The 20,916-nt window shown below is 69.3% G+C and carries 18 protein-coding genes; 5 read left to right on the forward strand and 13 right to left on the reverse strand.

What is annotated here, in order from left to right:
- Positions 1-299 precede the first annotated feature (299 nt).
- The 4 genes from D5S19_RS29820 to D5S19_RS29835 all read right to left on the reverse strand — a co-directional run bounded on the left by D5S19_RS29820 (position 300) and on the right by D5S19_RS29835 (position 3,612).
- Positions 300-854, reverse strand: a complete 555-nt coding sequence (locus D5S19_RS29820; RefSeq protein ID WP_147397532.1) for a DUF3558 family protein — start codon at positions 852-854, stop codon at positions 300-302.
- Positions 851-1,354 (reverse strand): hypothetical protein, encoded by a 504-nt coding sequence (locus tag D5S19_RS29825; protein WP_120026673.1) that lies wholly within the window; start codon positions 1,352-1,354, stop codon positions 851-853. The genes D5S19_RS29820 and D5S19_RS29825 overlap by 4 nt, the downstream gene beginning before the upstream one ends.
- A gap of 43 nt (positions 1,355-1,397) precedes the next feature.
- Positions 1,398-2,840 carry a hypothetical protein gene (locus D5S19_RS29830; protein WP_120026674.1) on the reverse strand — a complete coding sequence of 481 codons (1,443 nt, stop codon included), beginning with the start codon at positions 2,838-2,840 and terminating at the stop codon, positions 1,398-1,400.
- 223 nt (positions 2,841-3,063) lie between these two features.
- Complete coding sequence (locus D5S19_RS29835; RefSeq protein ID WP_120026675.1) at positions 3,064-3,612, reverse strand: DUF3558 family protein; 549 nt, start codon at positions 3,610-3,612, stop codon at positions 3,064-3,066.
- A gap of 228 nt (positions 3,613-3,840) precedes the next feature.
- Here D5S19_RS29835 and D5S19_RS29840 point away from each other — a divergent pair, with 228 nt between their 5' ends.
- Entirely contained in the window at positions 3,841-5,190 is a 1,350-nt protein-coding gene (locus D5S19_RS29840) for a PspC domain-containing protein (RefSeq protein WP_407641803.1), read from the forward strand.
- Between the two features lie 40 nt (positions 5,191-5,230).
- Complete coding sequence (locus D5S19_RS29845) at positions 5,231-5,899, forward strand: response regulator (RefSeq protein ID WP_098511490.1); 669 nt, start codon at positions 5,231-5,233, stop codon at positions 5,897-5,899.
- A 4-nt stretch (positions 5,900-5,903) separates the two neighbouring features.
- Here the strand turns inward: D5S19_RS29845 and D5S19_RS29850 are convergent, their stop codons facing one another.
- Positions 5,904-6,818 (reverse strand): DMT family transporter, encoded by a 915-nt coding sequence (locus D5S19_RS29850; RefSeq protein WP_120026676.1) that lies wholly within the window; start codon positions 6,816-6,818, stop codon positions 5,904-5,906.
- Positions 6,819-6,920: 102 nt separating this feature from the next.
- Here D5S19_RS29850 and D5S19_RS29855 point away from each other — a divergent pair, with 102 nt between their 5' ends.
- A complete protein-coding gene (locus D5S19_RS29855; protein ID WP_120026677.1) occupies positions 6,921-7,823 on the forward strand; it encodes a LysR family transcriptional regulator in 903 nt (300 codons plus the stop codon).
- A gap of 7 nt (positions 7,824-7,830) precedes the next feature.
- Here the strand turns inward: D5S19_RS29855 and D5S19_RS29860 are convergent, their stop codons facing one another.
- From D5S19_RS29860 to D5S19_RS29890, 7 genes are all read right to left on the reverse strand, one after another.
- Positions 7,831-8,997 (reverse strand): serine/threonine-protein kinase, encoded by a 1,167-nt coding sequence (locus tag D5S19_RS29860; RefSeq protein WP_120026678.1) that lies wholly within the window; start codon positions 8,995-8,997, stop codon positions 7,831-7,833.
- Positions 8,998-9,010: 13 nt separating this feature from the next.
- Positions 9,011-10,672, reverse strand: coding sequence for a serine/threonine-protein kinase (locus D5S19_RS29865; protein ID WP_120026679.1), 1,662 nt, complete (start codon positions 10,670-10,672; stop codon positions 9,011-9,013).
- A gap of 188 nt (positions 10,673-10,860) precedes the next feature.
- Complete coding sequence (locus D5S19_RS29870; protein WP_120026680.1) at positions 10,861-11,727, reverse strand: hypothetical protein; 867 nt, start codon at positions 11,725-11,727, stop codon at positions 10,861-10,863.
- Between the two features lie 279 nt (positions 11,728-12,006).
- Positions 12,007-13,926, reverse strand: coding sequence for a hypothetical protein (locus D5S19_RS29875; RefSeq protein ID WP_120026681.1), 1,920 nt, complete (start codon positions 13,924-13,926; stop codon positions 12,007-12,009).
- A gap of 364 nt (positions 13,927-14,290) precedes the next feature.
- Entirely contained in the window at positions 14,291-14,596 is a 306-nt protein-coding gene (locus D5S19_RS29880; protein ID WP_098511480.1) for a hypothetical protein, read from the reverse strand.
- 63 nt (positions 14,597-14,659) lie between these two features.
- Complete coding sequence (locus D5S19_RS29885; RefSeq protein ID WP_120026682.1) at positions 14,660-14,956, reverse strand: chorismate mutase; 297 nt, start codon at positions 14,954-14,956, stop codon at positions 14,660-14,662.
- A gap of 164 nt (positions 14,957-15,120) precedes the next feature.
- Positions 15,121-15,555, reverse strand: coding sequence for a DUF1707 SHOCT-like domain-containing protein (locus D5S19_RS29890; RefSeq protein ID WP_120026683.1), 435 nt, complete (start codon positions 15,553-15,555; stop codon positions 15,121-15,123).
- Between the two features lie 133 nt (positions 15,556-15,688).
- On the opposite strand from D5S19_RS29890, the gene pcrA reads away from it, so the two are divergent.
- Both pcrA and D5S19_RS29900 read left to right on the forward strand, forming a co-directional pair.
- Positions 15,689-18,100, forward strand: a complete 2,412-nt coding sequence (gene pcrA, locus D5S19_RS29895; protein ID WP_120026684.1) for a DNA helicase PcrA — start codon at positions 15,689-15,691, stop codon at positions 18,098-18,100.
- Between the two features lie 128 nt (positions 18,101-18,228).
- A complete protein-coding gene (locus tag D5S19_RS29900) occupies positions 18,229-18,567 on the forward strand; it encodes a hypothetical protein (RefSeq protein WP_120026685.1) in 339 nt (112 codons plus the stop codon).
- A gap of 422 nt (positions 18,568-18,989) precedes the next feature.
- On the opposite strand, the gene D5S19_RS29905 is transcribed toward D5S19_RS29900, so the two are convergent.
- Positions 18,990-19,676 carry a M23 family metallopeptidase gene (locus D5S19_RS29905; RefSeq protein ID WP_120026728.1) on the reverse strand — a complete coding sequence of 229 codons (687 nt, stop codon included), beginning with the start codon at positions 19,674-19,676 and terminating at the stop codon, positions 18,990-18,992.
- Positions 19,677-20,916: the final 1,240 nt, after the last annotated feature.

Raw genomic sequence — 20,916 nt, forward strand, 5'->3', positions numbered from 1 at the left:
CGAGCGCCTGAGAATGATGATCAATTTGCCGGGCGACGTCGTCAGTTCTTGGGGAGCTTGGCGTCCAGCGCGACGGCGACAGCCTGAGCCTTGTCGCACGCGACCGTCGTGTCGCTCCTGAGACGATGACGAGGGCGCGCGCGTTGGGGCCGACGGCCATGCCGATCTGGCAGCCGCCGGAGACCCCGAGCGGCTCGCGTTGCTCGATGAACGGCCGCCCGCCGATCTTTCCGCTCCGCGAGTTCTGTGAGCCGGGGCGGTGTCAACTGGTGCATCCACCACTTGACACCGTCATCGAATCAATTTTTAGGAAGCCTTGCGCTTAAGGCCGTGGCGACTTCCTCAGCCTTGGCGCAGGCTCTTTTCGTATCGCTTCCAGAGACGACCATCACTAGTGCGCGTGCGTTATCTCCCACTGCCATACCTACTTGGCAACCGCCCTTAACTCTCAGTGGTTCGGGCTGCTCGATGATGGGGCGTCCGTCGATATCGCCATTGCGTGCAGTGTCGGGATGGTTGATGTTCTCAGTGTATTTCTGCCCGTTCTGCAGCGAAATTGCGACACCTATGCCATCGGTATCGGCGCTCGATGTTGGGATCGTCGCCCGGCATGTACGTTTGGCGTCCGCGATAGTCGGCTGTGCCGGTGGGAAACCTTGACCGGCAAGTATTTCGTTCACCAGCGAGCACTGATTCAGTGTGGCGAACGGGTTGGCGGGGCCGGTGGGGGTGGCGGCTGGAGTTGAGGCGCCGGCGGGCTCTGGTGCTCCATTGACTGTGCTGCTGCAGCCGGTGACGGCAAGGGTGAGCAGCATGGCGCCGATCAGCTGCGCTGAAGTTCCTGTTTTCGTCACTGGCTGTCCAGCTTCTTGCTCAATTCGATGAATGATATCGCGTTCTCATTATCGCTTTCTCGGTAATTCTTTCTTGCCAGCTCCATTGCTTCGAAGGCCGCCTTGATTGCGTCGCGCATCATTTCGATGTTCGGGAGCATTGACTCGTGTGTTCCGTCGTTGGCGACGGAGGTGTTGAATTTGGCTACCTTGCGCGCGTAGTCGGAGCTGCCCATTGCTGCCGCTTGAGTCAGGGACTCCAGGTCACCGTACATATGATCGAAGCCGTCGAGGAAGAATTTGCACGCCTTTGCGTAGGCTTGAAACCCGGCCTCGTTCACGGAGAACTTCCCGTTCTGCGCGAGAGTCTTCAGTGTATTTCCGGCGTTGCGCATTTTCTCTGCGGCTTCGCGGCTGCCAGGTCCTTCGGTGAGTCCGTCGATGAACTCATTCCCTGCCGCGGCAGCAGGAGAAGAGTCACCGGTCGCCGGTGGGGGTGCGGCCCAGTGGATGCCTGCCATCTCTTGACTCCTGTGTCCGTATACGCGTTCTCGCTGGGAACTCTCAGCCGCCGATCACCGGCGGGGTGATCTTCTCCCCATCCGGACCACGCTCGGGGTGGACTTCGAAGACCTCGTCCGGGTCGAGCTGGGCCGGGATCTTGTTCGTGTGCTCCTTGTCCTCTTCCTTCTTCCTCCCGCTACCGGTGGTCCCGCCGGCAGCGCCGGGCTTACCGCTCTTCGAGGCTTCGGCCGCGGACTTGGCGCCACGTTCGAGGCCGCCCGCTTTGCCCTTGCCGGTGGCCTCTCCCTCGCCGGGTGCGCTGGTGGCACCTCCGCTGCCGCCAGAGACACGGCTCCCTGCGTAGCCTCCACCGGAGCGGCCGGTGCCGATACCGGGGCGGCTGCGCGGTGTGTTCTCGCCCGCATTGCCGACATTGCCTCCGCCGCCCATGCTGAGCGCGTCGGGGGAGAGGCGGCCGCCGATGCCGCCGGGGCCGGTTGGGCCACGGAAACCGGGGCCGGTGTTGGCTGGGTTGTTGAACGTTCCGGCGCCCGTGCTGATGCCGGGGGCGGGAATGGGGGCGTTGCCGGCCCCACCGGTGACCGAGGGAGGGGGCGCGGCGAACGTGGCGTTGCCGGGGGAGCCGGGCGGGGCCACGGACGAGAAGCCGCCACCGCCGGGCCCGGAGTAAGGGCCGCTCGAGACGGATCCGCCGGGCGTGGTGACCGGGGCGGCGCTGCTGGCGTGCGTGCTGTCGCCGCCCATCTGGGGAGGTGGGGCGTAGGTCGGCTGGGTGGTCGACGTTTCGTGATACGTGCTGTCGAGCCCGTGCATGACCTGCACCGCCTGCTGGTGCGCGGCGTCCGCCTGCTGCTGCTTCTGGTTGACCTGGTTCATCGTGACCGCCGCGGTCAGCGGGTTGCCGCCGGTCAATTGCTGCGTGGCTTTGTCCAGCTCGGCCTGCTGATTGAAGCCGGTCGGCTCGGGCATGTTCTTCTGCGCGTAGTCCGCGGCGGCCGACTGCTGGGAGTACCGGTTCGACACCAGTTGCATCGCGCTACCGGTCTTTTCGGTGTGATCGGCGGTGCTCTGGAAGAACGAGTGCGCCAGGTCGGCGGCGGCGCCCTGCCATTCGGCGCCGGCCGTCTTGGCCGCGTCGCGGAAGGCGTTGGACGCCTGGGCGAGCCAGTTGCCGTAGTGGTTCGTCACTTGGCTGCGGTCGTTGATGGTGTGGAAGTCCAGCCCGTCGTGGACCATCTTGTACAGCTCGTCGTGGCTGTGGGAGGCGTAGTTCGCGTCCGGCGCCGGCGCGTCCGAGCGGGTCTGTTGGCCTTCAAGGAGCTGCTCGCCCTGCTGCACCGAGTACTGCGAGGCGGCCTGCTCAGTGGCCCTGCGGACGTCCGGGCTGTCGATGCCGACGTTGAAGACTTCGTTCGTCTGCTGAGTCCGCGCATAGAAGTCGCCAGCGGACTCGACCTGCTGCGCTCGGTGCTCTTCAGTCATCGTCGGCCTCCCCGCCGCTGTCGTCGGCCCGCAATGTACACACCGTGACCAGTTGATGGCGCCTCACGCATCGTACCGACTGCCGGTGCGACGGACGGGGGCTTCGGCGATTCTCACAGCGGCGGGCTTTCCGTCGGAGCGGCAGGGCTGAACCATCTGTCCCTCCAAATGATCAGAGGCTTCCCGGATGTCCACTTCGCCAGGCCCTGTGCGGGCACGGTGATCAGCTTTTCGGGAGCTTGGGTTCGAACTGCACGGCGAGTTGCTTGGCAGTGTCGCAGGCCGCGACCGTGTCGGAGCCGGAGCTAACGTCCACGATCGCACGGGAACCGGGTTCGACGGACATCGCGATGCTGCACTGACCCGGTGAACCGAGCGGTGCGGGTTCCTCGATGGCGGGTCGGCCGTTGACATCGCCGGTCCGCGCCTTGCCCGGATCGGTGATGTTCTCCTTGTATCCTCGACCGGCTTGCAGGTTCAATCCGACGTCGAGGCCGCGGGTCGTGGCGCTGGACGGCTTGCTGGTCCCGCAGGCATGGTCGGGATCAGCGACATCCGGGCTTGCCTTCGGGAAGCCCTGCCCCGCGAGAAGCTCGTCGAGCAGAGCGCACTGATTCATGGCCGCGAACGGGTTCGCGGCAGCCGGTGGTGACGCGCTTGCCGAAGCGCCAGGCTGCGGTGACCCGCTGACCGAGCTGGCACACCCGGTCAGCAACGCCATCGCGGCCACACCGAGAGTCGCGACGGCCCGTTTGGCCTGTGCGTCGTTCACCGGTCGTTCAGAGTCCGAGATTCGGCAGCAGCGCCGGTTCGGACGGGGCTTCCGGTCCCGAAGTGCGCCCCTGCCGCCATACCCCTCACCCCTGCATCCTGTGATCGCTCGCTCTCTGCTCGTACAAGCTACTGGGGGCCGCCTCGGCCTGTCAGCAGAACTCCGACCGATCCGATGATCAGGGGCTTCCCCGATGTCCGCTTCGCCGTGTCGTGTGACGATGGATCTGTGCAGGACTTTCTCGACATCGGCGCCCCGGTACGGGGTACGGAGGCCGCAGGCGGGGTGCTGCCGGTCCGGTCCGGTTCGGGAGAAGTGACCGGGGCCGGGCCGGAGCGGCCGCGGATGTACCGGCAGCGGTCCGGGCGGGCGGTGGCCGGGGTCGCCGGTGGGCTGGCGGAGCATCTCGGGGTGCCGGTGGTCTGGGTCCGGACTGCCTTCGCGCTGCTGTCGGCGCTCAACGGGGCCGGGTTGCTCGCCTACGGGCTGCTCTGGGTGTTCGTGCCGCAGCGGGACGACGAGCCGGAGACGCAGCCGAACCCCAAGGAGCGCCAGCAGGCTTACGGGCTGATCGCGCTCGGCGTCGGGCTCGGCATCGCCAGCGGCACGCTCACCGGGGCCATCCGGGGCTGGGTCGTGATTCCGCTGGCACTCGCCGTGATCGGGGCGGGGGTGGTCTGGCGCGAGGCCGACGAGTCGCAGCGACGGCGATGGCGGGGCGCCCGCGACGGGGTGGCGGGGGCGCTGGTCGGCGAAGGCGGGCGGGTTTCCGCGATCATCCGCATCCTTGCCGGGGCCGCGCTCGTGATCACCGGCATCGGCGTGACCGTGTTCCAGAGCGGCAGCTTCGACCAGGTGAAGTTCGCCCTGATCGCGGTGTTCGCGACGCTGTTCGGGGTCGCCGTGCTGACCGTGCCGTTCTGGTTGCGGCTGGTCCGTGACCTCGGCGACGAGCGCCGGGCGCGCATCCGCACCGACGAGCGTGCGGAGATCGCCGCGCATCTGCACGATTCGGTGCTGCAGACGCTCGCGCTCATCCAGCGGCAGGCCGATCAGCCGAACGAGGTCGCCCGGCTGGCCCGTGGGCAGGAGCGTGAGCTGCGCGGCTGGCTGTACGGACCCGACGGGTACGGCAAGCCCAGTGAGAAACGGACCAAGGAAGAGGAAGAAGGCGCCCGCCAGCTGTCGGAGGCGCTGGCCACCGCGTGCGGCGAGGTCGAGGATCAGTTCGCCATCTCGGTCGGTCAGGTCGTGGTCGGCGACGTCGAGCTGAACGAACCGCTCGCCGCGCTGGTGCAGGCCGCGCGCGAGGCGATCGTGAACGCGGCCAAGCATGCCGGGGTCGGCGAGGTCAGTGTGTTCGCCGAGGTCGAGCCCACGGCGGTGACCGTGTTCGTGCGGGACCGCGGCAAGGGCTTCGACCCGGACCTGGTGCCGGGCGACCGGCACGGGCTGGCCGATTCGATCCGCGGCCGGATGGAACGCCATGGTGGGACGTGCACACTGCGCACCGCGCCGGGCGAGGGGACCGAGGTCCAGCTCGCCATGCCGGTCAAAGCGGGCAAGACCGCGGCTTGACCTGGCTATGCTCAAGGCAGGCGAGTGAGGGAGTGCAGTCGTGACGGAGAGCCAGCGGGAGCCGGTCAAGGTCTTCCTCGTGGACGACCACGCGTTGTTCCGTGCCGGAGTGCGCACGGAGCTGGATTCGATCACCGACGAGGTGCAGGTGGTCGGCGAGGCGGGCTCGGTGGCCGAAGCGGTCGCCGGGATCGCCCGGGCCCGGCCCCAGGTGGTCCTGCTGGACGTGCACATGCCCGACGGTGGTGGTGCGGAAGTGCTCCGCCGGGTCCGTCCGGAGCTGCCGGATGTGGTGTTCCTAGCGCTGTCGGTGTCCGACGCGGCGGAGGACGTGATCGCGGTGATCCGCGCCGGCGCGCGCGGCTACGTCACCAAGACGATCTCCTCGAAGGAGCTTGTGCGCGCGGTGGTCCGGGTGGCCGACGGCGACGCGGTGTTCTCCCCGCGGCTGGCGGGCTTCGTCCTCGACGCCTTCGCCGACCGTCCCGGCTCCGCGCCGATCAACGACCCCGAGCTGGACCTGCTCACGCCTCGCGAACGCGACGTCCTCCGCCTGCTGGCGCGAGGCTACGCGTACAAGGAGATCGCCTCTGAGCTGTTCATCTCCGTGAAGACGGTGGAGACGCACGTGTCCAGTGTCCTGCGCAAGACCCAGCTGTCCAACCGCTACGAGCTGTCCCGCTGGGCCTCCGACCGCCGTCTGGTCTGAAGCGTCAGACCCGTTCCGCCACGGGCGCCGGTTCCGCGATGGCCGTGGGTTTGCGCTGCAGCCGGGTGAGCGCGACGCCGCCGAGGACCACGACCATGCCCAGGATCACCCGGACGCTCAGCTGTTCGTGCAGGAACACCGCGCCCAGCAGCACGGACACCACCGGCAGCAGGTACCCGACCACGGACGCCGCCACCGCGCCCTCGCTGGCCAGCAGCTGGTAGTTGAGCGCGAACGCGATCCCGGTCGAGCCGACGCCGAGCACCAGCACCGCGCTCACCGCCAGCGGGCTCAGGTGCACCGTCGTCAACCCGCCGAACGGCATCACGAGCAGCAGGAATCCGGTCGCCAGCAGCATTTGCCCGCCCGAAAGCGCGTACGGCGAGAGACCGGTGCCGGACAGGTAGCGGCCCTCGTAGACGAAGGCGAACCCGTAGCTGGCCGCAGCCGTCAGGCAGGCCAGCGAGCCCCAGCTGAGCAGACCGGAGGCCTGCCACGGCGCGAAGATCAGCAGAATCCCGGCGAGCCCGACGACGAGCCCGGCTACCCGCGTCCCGGTTATCCGGTTCGGCACACCGAGGAACGGGGCGACCACCAGGACCCACAGCGGGGTGGTGGAGTTCAGCACGCCGGTGATGCCGGAGTCCACAGTGGTCTCCCCGATGGCGAAGAGCAGGAACGGCAAGGCGTTGTGGAAGAACGCGGCGACCACCAGGTGGCCCCAGACCCGGCGGTCCGCGGGCAGCCGGCGCCGTCCGAGCAGGCACAGCGCCAGCAGGACCACCGCACCCAGCGTCAGCCGGGCGAGCACCAGCTGTACCGGTGAGAACGCGGCGAGTCCCAGCTTGATCCAGAAGAAACTCGACCCCCACATCACCGCGAGCGCCGCGATCCGCAGCAACGTCTTGGTCTCGCCCACCGTGCCTCCTTCGTCTCCTGACAGCCAGCTTCACCGCGATGAGACGTAAGAACAAGCGAAAATAACTGCAGGGACGATTAAGCACAGCTGTACTATTCGGCCATGCTCGACGTACGGCGTATGCAAGTGCTCCGGTCGGTGATCACGAGCGGTTCGATCAGTGCCGCGGCGCGGAATCTCGGGTACACGCCTTCGGCGATCAGCCAGCAGCTGGCCGTCCTCGAACGCGAGGCGGGCACGCCGTTGCTGGAACGCGTCGGCCGTGGTGTCCGGCCCACCCCTGCGGGCACACTGCTGTCCGGCCACGCCGAAGCGCTCAGCGCCGAGCTGGCGCGGGCCGAGGCGGCACTCACCGAGCTGAAGGAAGGCCGCACCGGCAAGCTCGCCATCCGCTACTTCGCCACCGCGGGCGCGTCGATGGTGCCGCAGGCCGTCGCGGCAGTCCGCCGGGAACACCCCGGCGTGTGGCTCGACCTCAAGCTGATGGAGCCACTCGACCCGCTGCCCGAGGTCGAGGAAGGCCGCGCGGACGTGGCGATCGTGGTCGTCCCGCGGTCCGCCCGGCCCGCCGAGGGGATCGAGCTGGTGCACCTGCTCGACGATCCGTACTGCGCGGTGCTCCCACGCACCCACCCGCTGGCCCGCAAACGCGTGCTGGACCTGGCCGAACTCGGCGATGAACCGTGGGTGGGCATCGACCCGCTGCCGGGTGCCTGCCGGGCGATCCTGGCGGGCGCCTGCGCGTCGGCCGGTTTTCACCCCAACATCGTGGTCGAGTCCGAGGATTACCCGACCGCACAAGGGTTCATCGCGGCCGGGCTGGGCGTCGGCCTGGTGCCCGCGCTCGGTCTCGGCACCCCGCATCCGGGGGTGGTGGTGCGCCGGGTCCGCAATCCGCAGCCGAGCCGGGCCATCCACGCCGCGGTGGCCGGGCGGATGGCCGGCAGCCCGGCCGTGCGCACGCTGATCGCCGCGATGCAGGAAGCGGTCGCGGACGTCGCCTGAGCCCGTGTCAGACGAACAGCAGCTCGGCCACGCCGATGCCGATCAGCACCGCGCAGAGCACCGCGGCGACGGTGAGGATCATCCGCCGCCGGGCCGCGGCCTTCTCCCGCATGGCTTGCGCGGCGGCTGCCCGCTGCTCGGGGGTGGGCTGGTACCGCGCGGTCGGCTGAGCGGGCGACTGCAGCATCGGCTGCGGTGGTTGCATCGGCACCATCGGCTGCGGCGGCGCGGGAGCCTGCGGTACCTGCTGGACCGGCAGCTGCATGAGCGGCCCGGGCTGAATCTGCTGAGTCGGCTGTGCCTGCAGGCTCGGTGGAGCCTGCTGGCCGGGAGGTCCTCCACCCGGCTGCTGCGCCATCCAGGCGACCGGCATGGTCGGCATCGCGGGCGCGGTCGGCGGGACGAACGCCGTCCGCTCCTGCCCTTCGGTGATCGCCTTCAGCGCGATGACGGTGTCGGCCATCGTCGGCCGGATCGTCGGGTCGCTGCGGAGCATCTTCTGCAACGCCCCGGTCAGCACGCCCGCGTTCTGCGGCGGCCGTTCGGCGGCCGTGCCGTCCTCGCCGAACGGCGGCACCCCTTCCACCGCGGTGTACAGCGTCGCGCCCAGCGAGAACACGTCCGCGGCCGGCGAAGGAGGCCCGCCACGGGTGACCTCGGGTGCCCGGTACGCCGCGTGCGGGCCGCCGCCGGTGATGCCGATGTCGGTGAGCTTGACGCCACCGTCGTCGGCCAGCAGCACCGTGCCCGGTTCCAGGGTGCGGTGCACGATCCCGGCCGCGTGGATGGTGGCCATCGCGTCGCCGAGCAGGATGCCCAGCGCCGCCGCCTGTTCCGCGGACAGCGCGCCGTACTCGGTCAGGAAGACCGACATCCCGCGAGACGGGATGTACTCCATCACCAGCCACACGTCCGCGCCGTCGGGCAGCACGTCGTACACCGAGATCGCGCACGGGTGCTCGATCCGGGCCGCTGCCTTGCCCTCTTCCATCGCCATCGCGCGGGCCTGCCCGGCCCGCTCGGGCGGTAACCCGACCGGGAGGTACATGCGCTTCATGGCGACCGTGCGGAACAACCGCGTATCGAACGCGAGCCACACGATGCCCGCGCGGCCGCGGCCGATCGGCTGGTCGAGCCGGTACCGGCCGCCGACGATGCTGCCTTCTGAACTCAATTCTGTCCCTGGATCATGGATTCTGCGACGTGGTCCCGCTGGACGAGTCGGAGGTCGTCGTGGAGGGCTTGGTCGGCTTCGTCTCGCTCGTCTCGGGGGCCGTCGTCTTCGGCGGCTTGGTCGGGGTGTCCTCGGTCTGAACGTTTCGCCGGGTGCTCTGGTGCACCGACGTCGGCTCGTTTTCCGAGATCTTCTTCTGCGAAGACGTCGGCGGGGCGGTGCTGGTTGCTCCCTGGCTCGAAGGTACCGATTCCGAGGTCGTCGTGACGGCCGACGAAGTAGCCACCGGAGCAGGCTGGTTGGAGGCGTCCGGAGGGTTGTTCGGGCTGAGCAGCCACACGCCGAGCCCGACCAGCGCGACCACCACCACACCGCCGATCAGTGCCGGTTTCTTCCAGGCCCCGGAGCGCTCTTCGTCCTGCTCGTCCTCCGGGCCGGTCTGCGCCCTTGTCGGGGGCGGCGGCTCGTCGTGGTACGGATCGTCCTCGTATCCGAGCGGCACGGCCTTGGTGGCGTCCATGCCACCGCGACCGGGCTCGGCGGCGTAGGCCTGGGTCTGCTGCTGGTACGGGTCCTGGGCGTACTCGTCCTGCGGGTAGCCGTACCCGTCGTAGTCGTGTTCGGGGTAGCCGGACGCGGGCGAGTAGTCGTCCTGGTAGTACTGCTGGGGCGCGGCGGAGCCGCCCAGGGTGCCGGAGTGGGGCTGGTCGTCGAAGAGCCGACCGGCCGCGGCGCCGGCCAGCCCGCCGGCCACCGCACCCGCGGCGGCCGCGCCGAGCACACCGGCCCCGCCAGGCCCACCGGACGACGGCGCGACCACGGTCCCGTCCGCCGGTCCGCCGAGCGGGGTCTCCCCGCGGGCGACCGCGGCGAGCAACTCCTCACACTCCTCGGCGGTCGGCCGGTACTGGGTCTCCGGATGCAGCAGCACGGCGAGCACACTGGCCATCGGACCGGACCGCCGGGGCGGGATGATCTGCCCGGCGGCGACCGCGTGCAGCAGGCTCAGGGTGTTCTCCGACAGCCCGAACGGCGGCTGGCCCTCACACGCGGCGTACAGCGTGGAGCCGAGCGAGAACACGTCCGACTCCGGGCCCGGGTCGTGGCCGATGGCCACCTCGGGTGCCAGATAGGCCGGCGTGCCGGCGATCATCCCGGTCTTGGTGACCGTGACGTCGTCCTTGGCCCGCGAGATGCCGAAGTCGGTGATCTTCACCGTGCCGTTCTCGGCGAGCAGGATGTTGCCCGGCTTGATGTCGCGGTGCACGATGCCGACCGCGTGCGCCTCGCGCAGCGCCGCGGCCACCTGCGCGCCGATCCGGGCGACCTCCAGCGGTGGCAGCGTGCTGTGCTCCTGCAGGACCTGCGCCAGGCTGGTGGACGCGAGGTACTCCATGATCAGGCAGGGCTGGCCGTTGTCGTCGGTGACCACGTCGAACACGGTGATCGCGTTCGGGTGGTGCAGGCGGGCGGCGATCCGGCCCTCGCGCATGGTGCGCTGCCGGGCGTCCTCCGCCTCGTGCCGGTCGAGACCCGGCTGGAGCAGCAGCTGCTTGATGGCGACCGTGCGGCCGAGTATCTCGTCGTGGGCCTGCCATACGGCCCCCATCGCGCCTGCGCCGATTTTCCCGGCCACGCGGTACCGGCCGGCGACCAGACGACCCTCGTCGCTCACGCGACCTCCCTTTGGGGCTCCGACTTCGCACAACGGGCACGGACCCGCCGTCGCACCGGAGCGTAGGCACCGGAGTTGGGCCGCGTGCGCAGTTTACCGAGACCGGCCCGTGACAAGGCTAGGCGTTCACTCTGCGCACATGCACCCGGCACACTCCGACCGGTCCGTCGGAACGGTCTCGGCGCAGGTCAGGCGTACGCTGCGGACAGCAGCTGGGCCTGGGAGATCACATCCTGCTCGAGGACATCGAACAACTGGGTGACCCGGACCAGCGTCCCGTCGACCTGGTGCACGAGCACCGCGGCGAACACCGATCCGTCGTCCTGGACGCGCACCTCCTGCACGTCGATCGCCTCGGCCTCGCTCCACGCGCGGACCAGCCGGGTGGTCTCCCCGGCGGCGGCCTTCGGGGTGAGCAGGGCCAGTGCGTCGTCCGGGCTGCGGTCGATCGTGGAGTAGAACTTGCGCACGGCGGAGAGCTTCACCGGATCGGCCGGGGCGGCCGTGGTCCCCGGCGTGGCCGGCGCCGAGCTGCTGCTCGGGGTGGGTACAGGGCTGGTTCGCGGTGCCTTGGTGCCGGGTGCGGGCAGCGGGGGCGTGGCCGTCGCGGCTGGGCTGCTCTGCTGGTGCCCGAGGGAGGTGCTGCCGGAACGGTGCAGCCGCGGGGTGGGCACGGGGGACGGCTTGCCGCCGAGCGCGGCGGACCCGTTGAACCCGGTGGGCACGGCCGTGTCCTCCGCCGGGTTCGGAGCCGGTGGTGGTCCGCCGAGCAGCGCCGCCGTGACCACTGCTCCGGCGACCATCGCGCCGGCACCGACGAGACCGGCCAGCTTCGCGCGCCGCGCGAGTGGGCTCTCGGGCTGCTCGGCGGGTTCCTCGGCGCGGGCGTCGGACGTCCGGCGCGATCGGGGCGGCAGGTACTTCTGTGGTTCGCGGAACACCTGCTCGAGGTACTCGCGGCCGGCCTGGTCGACGTCCTCGAGCAGCTCCGGCGGGACCACGTCCTCGACGCGGACCGCGTCGAGCTCGCGCCGGGTGCGCTGCCGTTCAAGCACGGGGAAAGTCCTTGCTCTGGGGTTTCGGGGCGGGATACGCCCGTTCGGGTTATCCCGTTGACCCGGACGGCCGATTCGTGGTCGGCGCCGGATCTGTCGTGGTCAGGTAACCCCGGGAGGCCCCGTAGCCGCCAGAGCCAGTCGCCGGAATGTCTCCGTCGTACGACGAGCGGCACCTTATGTCACCCATCAGGACCAGGGGAAACCGCTCACCGCACCGCACGTGCATTGGCAAGAGCAGGTGAAACGCCGGACCGGCCGCGAGCGATGGACCGGGATTCACTTACCGTCGTCGGTGATCTTGCCGGTGTCGTCGAAGGTGAGAGTCTGCTGCTCAGTGGACTTGCGGCCGTCGTCGTGGGTCACTTCGACGGTGTTCACCGTCGTGTTGTGGTCCGGGTCGATGGTGACCTTCTTCACCTCGAAATACGCCACATCGGCGTAGCGCTTGCGCAGGGCCTGCGAGCCCTGCTGCTGAAGATTCCCGGAAGTCACCGACGACGCTTCGGACGGGTTCGTGGTGACGTTGTTGAAGAACTTCTCGGAGTTGTCGCCCATCTTCTTGGTGTTGTGGCTCGCGTAGTAGATCGACGGCGTGGTCTCTCGCACGGCGGGCGTGACCGGCGGCTTCTGCGGCTCACTGGACGAGGACGGCGCGGTGGAGGGCGTCGGCGAGGTCGAGCCACTGGTCGGCGTGCCGGCGGAGGACGAGCCGGTGTCGGTGGTCGCGCCGGCGCCCGTGGTGATGCCGGTGCCGGAGCGCGTGCCCGGGGTGGTGCCGCTCGCCTGATCCGCGGGGGCGTCGTCGGGAGTGGCTTCGCCGGTGTGCCGTTCCGGGGTGTCCGCGGCCGACCCGCCGTGCGGCCCGTCGGAGGGGAGCAGGGCACTGAGGTCGGGGCTGCCGCCGTTCTGCCGTCCCGGCCAGCCGCCGCCGAGCGCATCGGTGGTGGTGGCCGGTCCGCCGACGAGGAAGGTGCCGGCGAACAGAAGCCCGACGACCACCGCCCCGGACGCACCGGTGGCGAACCACGCCGCCTTGCGCCACGTTTTGGGCGGGGTGACCGACGCGGGCACCGAACCGAGGTCGAAATTCCCCAGCCCGTCGAACACCGGTGCGGCGTAGACCCGTATCTCGCTGTCTTCTTCCGGTTCCTGCCGCATTGCGCCGGCGGCTCCGGCCGTGCACAGCGAAACCCGCTGTCGCTTGGGCGGTTCCGGGTCCGTTTCCGGATTCTCCGGGGTCTCTTCCGGCTCGGCGGGCGCGCGGTCCACCGTGGTCGTCTCGACTTGGTGACGCCTGCTGCGCGGAGCCTGTCCGGTCGGCTGCGGAAGCCCCCGTCCCGGGGGCGCGAACGCCCGATGCTCCTCGGGCACCGGCAACGCCCCGGAGACCTGCCGCGGCTCGGCTCCGCCGAGTTCGACCCGGCTCCGGGTCTTCCGGGACGGCTGCGGCAATCCCACGTCGGGCAACGTGCCTCGTGCGGCGGGAAACGATGTGTGTCCCTCGTCCGGCCTCGCAGGTGTGCCGGAACCGGGCGTCGCACGGCTTCGTTGCGGGTCGCTCGGGCTTGGTACGGCTGCCCGCGGTTCGGCCGTGCGCGGGACTGTTCGAGCGTCGGCTTGCTTGCGCGGGCCCGACAGGGACGGTGAGCCGGTTCGCGGTGCGGCGATCCGGATGTCGTCCGGCGTCTCGGCGACCCGAGAGCCGCGCGGTGCCGCGCCGAACGACGGGCTCGGCTGCCGGGAACCACCGGTCGCCGGGGGGAATCCCGCGGGCTCCGGGGCGAATTGCGCTTTCGCGTCCAGCGTCGAGCGGGCCCGCGCGGCCGCGACCTGCGTGTCCACCCACCCTGAGCTGCCTCGTGTCTCGCCCGGGAGCGGGACTCCGGCGGTCGTGCCGGGGAAGGAGCCGACGGGTGCGCTGCCGGGGGGCGAGTCGCCGGATGCGTTGCGGGGGAACGGTTCGGGCGTGCTGCCCGAAGTGGCGTCGCTGGGGGAGCCGGTGCGGACCTTGGGCTCGCCGCCGGGGATTGATCCGCCGGTACGGTGCCGATGGTGCCCGGCCGCACGCGGCGGCACCACGGGTGTCCACGTCCCGTCGCCGCGGACCCGATGCCTGCCCGGAACCGTGACCTCGGCATCCGTGATCGCGTCCGGGCGGTTCGCGCGTCGCGCTCCGCCCACCGTGTTACCCGTCATGCCCGTCCGACCCCTCCACGGTGTGGACGTGACGACGCGGCCGGGCCGGTCAACCCGAACGGAGCAGACCGGCGGACGGTGTCCTTGGCAGCTACCCGCGAGAAGGCGTCCACACGCGAGAACTCCCGAGCATCTGCACGCGCATACGGCGACAGACACGCGGCGCCGCAGCTCCCGCGCGTCTTCCGGGCCTGGCCCGGCACAGACGCCAGGGTTCTCACCCGTGCCACACTAGGAAGCCGCTCGGCGAAAGTCTTCACCCAACCTGCACCTTGCACCGATTTCACTCTGTTGGGTTCCCCGGGATGGTCAGGGCATCACTTACCGCAGTGCACTCCGCACTGTTTTCCCAGTTCGCTGGGATTCAGCCGCCGCTGCGGTACTTCGCCTGGGTCGACTGGAGGGCCTTCGTCGCCACCGCACCGCTACCCACGGCAATGATGATGGCGAAGACGTCCGACACCGTCCCGCCGGACGTGAGCAGCCAGGCGAGCAACGAGGCAGCCGTGGTCCCGCCGGCAATCGCCCACCGGCTGCGCACGTACTGCGCGACCGGTGCCCCACCGGCCCGTTTGCCCGCCGCGCTGCCGAGCATCGCGAGGTAGCCGGCGTGCCCGAGGGCGGCCAGCACGCTCGCGATCGCGATGATGACGGCGATGAGGTTAATCATGTGTCCATTCTGCCCTGTTTTCGCGGCGGGTGGATCGGGGATGTCCCCGATATACCCGCCTACTCACCGGCCGAGCCTGCCCCGGCCGAGGTTGAGCAGGGCCATCGCCAGCTGCCGGCCCTCCGGTCCCAGTTCGCGGTAGCGCGCGAGCACGTCCATCTCGCGGTTGTAGACGATCCGCGTGCCACCGGCGGCCATCCGCGCGGCGCCGATCGTCTTGGACACCTCCACGCGGCGTTTCACGAGCCGGAGGATTTCCTTGTCGAGCCAGTCGATCTCGGTGCGGAGCGAGGAGATGTCCTCGCCTGCGGTGGTGTGCTCGGCGGGCTGTCCGTCGGCGTTCTGCGTCTGCGCGTTCATCGGGACCTCTCTGAAGTCCGGATTCCCAGTGGCCCCTGGGACGGCGAAAGCCCCGGGTCCGTGGACTCCGGGGCTGCGGGTGATGGCGGGTGGGGCACTACGCGATCACGGGAGCCGGAGTCCGGGTCCCGTAGAAAAATCGCTCACTGCTGTGCCACACCCGGTCAGTATGGCACAGGCGAGCCCGGCCTTGCCCGGAACGCGCGGATGCGGGCGTGCGCGAGAAGGCTGACGAACAGCCAGAACGCCGGCATCACCGGCCAGAAGAAGCCGGCCCCGCCCACCGCCCACCGCACGATCAGCAGGGTGACGAGCACCGCCACCACGCCGAGATGCACGCGGAGCGCGGGATGCTCGCGCAGTGCGGCACGGGTGAGCGGCCAGCCGGAACGTCCTGGCCGTGGCCGCTCCGGCTGGGGGAGGTCGGCGGTGAGCGCGCCGAGCTCGTCGATGTAACGGGTGGCGTAGACAGTGTTGAGCCGGTCTTCCACCTCTTCGAGCGTGAGCCGTCCGTCGGAGCCGGCGGACTGGATAGTCTCGGCGACGCGTTCTCGGTCGCTGTCGGAAGCCCTCAACCGGGCGGGGATCTTGTCGTCCATACCTTCGATGCTCCGCGCGCGAAGGGGTCTGCGCGTCGGGTACGAGGCGACAAACGCGCGTACGTCGGAAAGCGCAACCCGCCGTCGCGCCAGTCGAACACCTGTCGTACCCCGGGGGTAGCGTGGACAGGCGATGGACACCCTCTTCGATCTCCCCGCAAACCAGCCCGCGCCTGCCCGGCCCGGCGCCGACGACCTGCTCGAGGACCTCAACCCCGCGCAACGCGAGGCGGTGACGCACGCCGGCGGTCCGCTGCTGGTCGTCGCCGGCGCGGGCTCGGGCAAGACCCGGGTGCTCACGCGGCGGATCGCGTACCTGCTTGGGCAGCGTCATGTGCATCCCGGCGAGATCATGGCGATCACGTTCACCAACAAGGCGGCCGCGGAGATGCGCGAGCGCGTCTCTTCGCTCGTCGGCCGCCGAGCCAACGCGATGTGGGTGTCCACGTTCCACTCGATGTGCGTACGCATCCTGCGCCGCGAAGCGAAGACGCTGGACATGTCGTCGAATTTCTCCATCTACGACTCCGACGACACGAAGCGGCTCATCACGCTCGTCGCGCGCGATCTCGACATCGACCCGAAGAAGTACGCCGCGCGCACGCTTGCGGTGCACATTTCGAACCTGAAGAACGAGCTGGCCGATCCGGAGACGGCGGCGTCGAACGCGGGCAACGATCTCGAACGTCGCGTCGCCGAGGTGTACGCGGAGTACCAGCGCCGGCTCGAAGCGGCCAACGCGTTCGACTTCGACGATCTGATCATGCGCACGGTCTCGCTGCTGCAGGTGTTCCCGGCGGTCGCGGAGTACTACCGGCGCCGGTTCCGGCACATCCTGGTCGACGAGTACCAGGACACGAACCACGCCCAGTACACGCTGGTGCGTGAGCTCGCCGGTACCGAGGCCACGGACACCGGCATCGACCCGGCCGAGCTGTGTGTGGTGGGGGATGCGGACCAGTCCATCTACGCGTTCCGTGGGGCGACCCTGCGCAACATCGAGGAATTCGAACGGGATTTCCCCAACGCCCACACGATTCTGCTGGAGCAGAATTACCGGTCCACGCAGACGATCCTGTCCGCGGCCAACGCGGTGATCGAGCGCAACCCCAACCGTCGCGCGAAGCGGTTGTGGACCGACTCCGGCGACGGCGAGAAGATCGTCGGCTACGTGTCGGACAACGATCACGACGAGGCCGCCTTCGTCGCGGGCGAGATCGACGCGCTCGCGGAGCAAGGCGCTGCCGACTACTCCGACGTCGCGGTGTTCTACCGCACCAACAACCAGTCGCGCGTGTTCGAAGAGATCTTCATCCGCCTTGGCCTGCCGTACAAGGTCGTTGGCGGCGTGCGGTTCTACGAGCGGCGCGAAGTGCGCGACATGATCGCGTACCTGCGCGTACTGGCGAACCCAGAGGACACTGTCTCGCTCCGGCGCATCCTCAACGTGCCGAAGCGAGGTATCGGTGACCGGGCGGAGGCTGTGGTCGCGACGCACGCGGAGCGGGAGCGGATCTCGTTCTGGGCCGCGCTGCGCGACGCTGTCGACGGCAAGGTGGCGCTGTTGAACCCGCGCTCGGCGAAGGCGATTACCGGGTTCGTGACGCTCCTCGACGACCTTCGCGAGACGACGTCTTCTGGCGCTGAGGTACACGACGTACTCGAAGCAGTGCTGGAGCGCACGGGTTACCGCGCAGAGCTGGAAGAGTCCGACGACCCGCAGGACGCTTCGCGGGTCGAGAACCTCACCGAACTGGTCACGGTGGCGCGCGAGTTCGCCGAGTTCACCGCGGAAGTCATTCAGGACGAGAACGCGGAGCTGGTCGTTGACGACGGGGTACCCGCGCCTGGTTCGCTGCCGGCGTTCCTGGAGCGCGTTTCGCTGGTGGCAGACGCGGATTCGATCCCTTCGCCGGACGGTGGCGAAGAAGGCGACGGCGGCGCGGGTGTGGTCACGTTGATGACCGTGCACACCGCTAAGGGCCTGGAGTACCCGGTGGTGTTCTGCACCGGCTGGGAGGACGGCGTCTTCCCGCATCTGCGCGCGCTCGGTGATCCGGCTGAGCTGGCGGAGGAGCGGCGGCTGGCGTACGTGGCGATCACGCGGGCGCGTCAGCGGCTGTACGTTTCGCGTGCGCTCGTGCGGTCGGCTTGGGGGCAGCCGCAGATGAACCCGGCTTCGCGGTTCCTCGACGAGCTGCCGCCGGATCTGGTCGACTGGCGTCGTCTCGAACCGTCTTCACCGGGCTTCGGCAACTTCGGCTCGTCTTCCGGTGGTGCTTCTTCCGGCCCGCGTGCTGCGACCACATGGGGGCGGCGGTCGTCCTCCTCTGCTTCGTCCGGCTCGCCGTTCGGCAAGGCGTGGAAGGACACCGTGGCGCTGAAGCTGGACGTCGGCGACCGGGTCAGCCACGACAAGTACGGGCTGGGCACGGTGATCTCCTGCGACGGCGTCGGTCCGCGGGCCACCGCCACCATCGACTTCGGCGCTTCCGGCAAGGTCCGGCTGATGCTGATCGGCAGCGTGCCGATGGTGAAACTCTGAGCGGACTCGCCGTTCGCCGGTTCTTCGTTCACTGGGTCGGGTGATCTCGGCCGATTCTGTCGGTCCCTCACGGTACTGTTTCGAACAGAGGTTCGATTCGTTCGGACAGTGCTCGGGGAGGGGCAGGGATGGACGCGGTTCTGTTTGGCTTGTTCGCCGCCGGGGTACACGAGTACCTGCGGGGCGTCGTGGGGACGGCGAAACCGAGGGTGGCCGGCGTCGGGGCAGGGGCCACCGGAGTCGGGGCGGTGCCGGGTGAGATCGCGCGGCTGGCTGCGGCGTGGCGGGTGCTGCTGAAACAGCACGCCTTGGGCGCGGACGGCCGGTGCGTGGTGTGCGCTCGGGCCGGGGTCGGCTGGCGGCGGTGGTTCGGGTGGCTGCCGACCCGCCGGCGACCGGGGATGTGCACGGTGTGGCAGGTGGCGGTGGCGTACTTCATCCGTCGTTCGCCGGCCGCGGATCCGTGAGCGGCCTTCCCGTTGGGATGCGCTTGGAACGTGTCGTAGGGCGGATTTCCGGGTTTCTTGATCCCCTTGGGCTCGGATCTTCCCGATCGAGCGGGAGCGTGGCGATCAGCGCCTGGAATCAGTTCGCCGCTGCTGGCGACTGCTAAGCCGGAGTTGGTGCCCGTGGTCTCGGGAGATGGGGTGTCCTTTGCCGTCCGGAGACTTTCATGCGAGGAAGGTGATGCATTGACGTAATGCGGTGACGCGGTGACCATCCGCCCGGATGCCCGGATGCCCGGATGCCCGGATGCCCGGATGCCCGGATGCCCGGATGCCCGGATGCCCGGATGCCCGGATGCCCGGATGCCCGGATGCCCGGATGCCCGGATGGTCTCGGTGTGTGGGTCGGCCTTGCCTGGCCGGTCAGGTGTTACCGCGAAGGATCAGATGCTCACGCCACGGGCGGCGAGCCACGGGCGGGGGTCGATCTTCTTGGTGCCGTTCTGCCACACCTCGAAGTGCAGGTGCGGACCGGTGCTCTCGCCGCGCTGGCCGATCTTGGCGATCTGCTCGCCGCACTTGACCTTCTGGCCTTCGCGGACCGAGAAGCTGTCCATGTGGCCGTAGACCTGGATCGTGCCGTCGTCGAGCTGGAGCCGGACCCACAGGCCGAAGCCGCTGGCCGGGCCGGCCGAGATCACGGTCGCGTCAGAGGCGGCGTAGATCGGCGTGCCGATCGAGTTCGCGATGTCGATGCCGAGGTGGCTGGTGCCCCAACGGGCGCCGAAACCGGAGGTGAACGTCCCGTTCGCGGGCATGCAGGTCTTCGGGCGGGAGGCCTCTTGGGCGGCTCGGTGGGCTTCGGCCGCCTCGGCCTTCTCCCGGGCCTCGGTGATCTTGGCGCTGTCGGTCATCTTCGCGGCTTCGTCAGCGGCGTTCGTCGAGTGACCGGCGGGCAGCAGCTCGGGCGCTCCCCCGGAACCTGCGCTGCCGATGCTGAACGAGGCGCTCGCGTCCTGCGCGTTGGCCAGCGGCGTGGCCGCGGCGTCCGAGTCGGGGCTGGTGGTCGTCTTGAAGGTCTGCCCTGCGGCGGCAGCGGCGAACGCGCCTGCCGCAACGGCTGCGACCACGACCCGCCCGCGAAGCGCGGACGAAGGCGGAGAAATGCGGTGCTGTCCCCGCACGCGGATGACCGCACCGTCCAGTGCGTCCTTCAGCGCCGGGGAAGGGGCTTGGCCGCCGGGGGAGCGGTGTGAAGCCAAGACAGAGCCTTCCATCGTCGGGGAGCCGGTGGGAAGCGGACTCGGGTCGGGGGAACCCGTGGGCCGACCTCGGGGGTGGTCGTACCCGGCGTACCGCTTCGTGACCTGACTGTAATGGGGACCGGAGGACAGTAACGAAACGGCGCCGCTGTCGGCAAGATGCCTTCCCGGTTTCGGCTGAACGAGTGGTCGCCGTCTGTCGCCTAGCTGGTGGAACTACCCAAAGTTAAGCGGGTACTACGCCAAAAGTTGTGACCTTGCTTACAGGCATTGAGGCGATCAGGCCGGTGTGGTCTGCCTGTTATGTCGGAATCTCCAGTCCGGATCCACTCTGGCTGGTGAAATAACCGCTGGCGCCGGAGCGCTGAGCGACTCTCGAGACTTTGCTGTGACGCCGCTCACTTCCCTGTGGTGCTCTCGGGCCTCGGCTTCCGCGTCCTGTGCCTCCGGTGACCTGGGTCTGATCGAGGTCGCGCAGTGTCGCGTTGTCCGGCTGGGCGAAGGGTCGATTGGGCGAGGTCATGCCGCTCAAGGTGTGCTACTCGGTTACACCGCTCATTCGAGACGCGCGAGGTGCATCACTCAGTCACCTCGCGTCATGAGGTGGATCGTCGCGCCGTGCGAAGTCGCTTTGCTTCTGCTGTGCAGAGCGTTCGGCGGGCAGGGTGCCCGGCTGCAATCTTTGTCGACAAGCTGATTTTCGCCAAGCTGATCGATGTGGCGACCGCTGTCGGCGTCTTCGCGCCGCTGCCTGGCCGACCTCGGCTGGGCAGTCACCCAGACCCATCGCCCACCCATCCGCCCGCTTCGCTGGTCGGCTGATGGGTGGGTTCTCTGGCGTTTCCCCGGTACTGCCGGCTGATCCCGCTGCCGGCGGCACTTCCTGTTCGATCCCGGTTCCGACCCGTGGTGTCCGGTCCGCCCCCGTGGTTTCCGGACGCCGGTCCGCGTGGCCTGGTCGATCTCCGCGCGGTCGGCTGCCGGTCGATGTCCCATCCGGTCCGCCCCGTGGACCGGCATCGTCCGGTTTGTCCCCTGGTATTCCCGGTCGTGCCCATTTTCAGTTGTCCCCGGCGGTCACCAGTCCGTCCCACGGGACTGGCTTCTG

It is taken from the genome of Amycolatopsis panacis, from assembly GCF_003600245.1.
Lineage (GTDB): Bacteria > Actinomycetota > Actinomycetes > Mycobacteriales > Pseudonocardiaceae > Amycolatopsis > Amycolatopsis sulphurea.

Coding starts and splice junctions, on each gene's coding strand:
- D5S19_RS29825 (WP_120026673.1), bottom strand. CDS start 1,354: ATGGCAGGCATCCACTGGGCCGCACCCCCACCGGCGACCGGTGACTCT.
- D5S19_RS29830 (WP_120026674.1), bottom strand. CDS start 2,840: ATGACTGAAGAGCACCGAGCGCAGCAGGTCGAGTCCGCTGGCGACTTC.
- D5S19_RS29855 (WP_120026677.1), top strand. CDS start 6,921: ATGCTCGACGTACGGCGTATGCAAGTGCTCCGGTCGGTGATCACGAGC.
- D5S19_RS29875 (WP_120026681.1), bottom strand. CDS start 13,926: ATGACGGGTAACACGGTGGGCGGAGCGCGACGCGCGAACCGCCCGGAC.
- D5S19_RS29880 (WP_098511480.1), bottom strand. CDS start 14,596: ATGATTAACCTCATCGCCGTCATCATCGCGATCGCGAGCGTGCTGGCC.
- D5S19_RS29885 (WP_120026682.1), bottom strand. CDS start 14,956: ATGAACGCGCAGACGCAGAACGCCGACGGACAGCCCGCCGAGCACACC.
- D5S19_RS29890 (WP_120026683.1), bottom strand. CDS start 15,555: ATGGACGACAAGATCCCCGCCCGGTTGAGGGCTTCCGACAGCGACCGA.
- pcrA (WP_120026684.1), top strand. CDS start 15,689: ATGGACACCCTCTTCGATCTCCCCGCAAACCAGCCCGCGCCTGCCCGG.
- D5S19_RS29900 (WP_120026685.1), top strand. CDS start 18,229: ATGGACGCGGTTCTGTTTGGCTTGTTCGCCGCCGGGGTACACGAGTAC.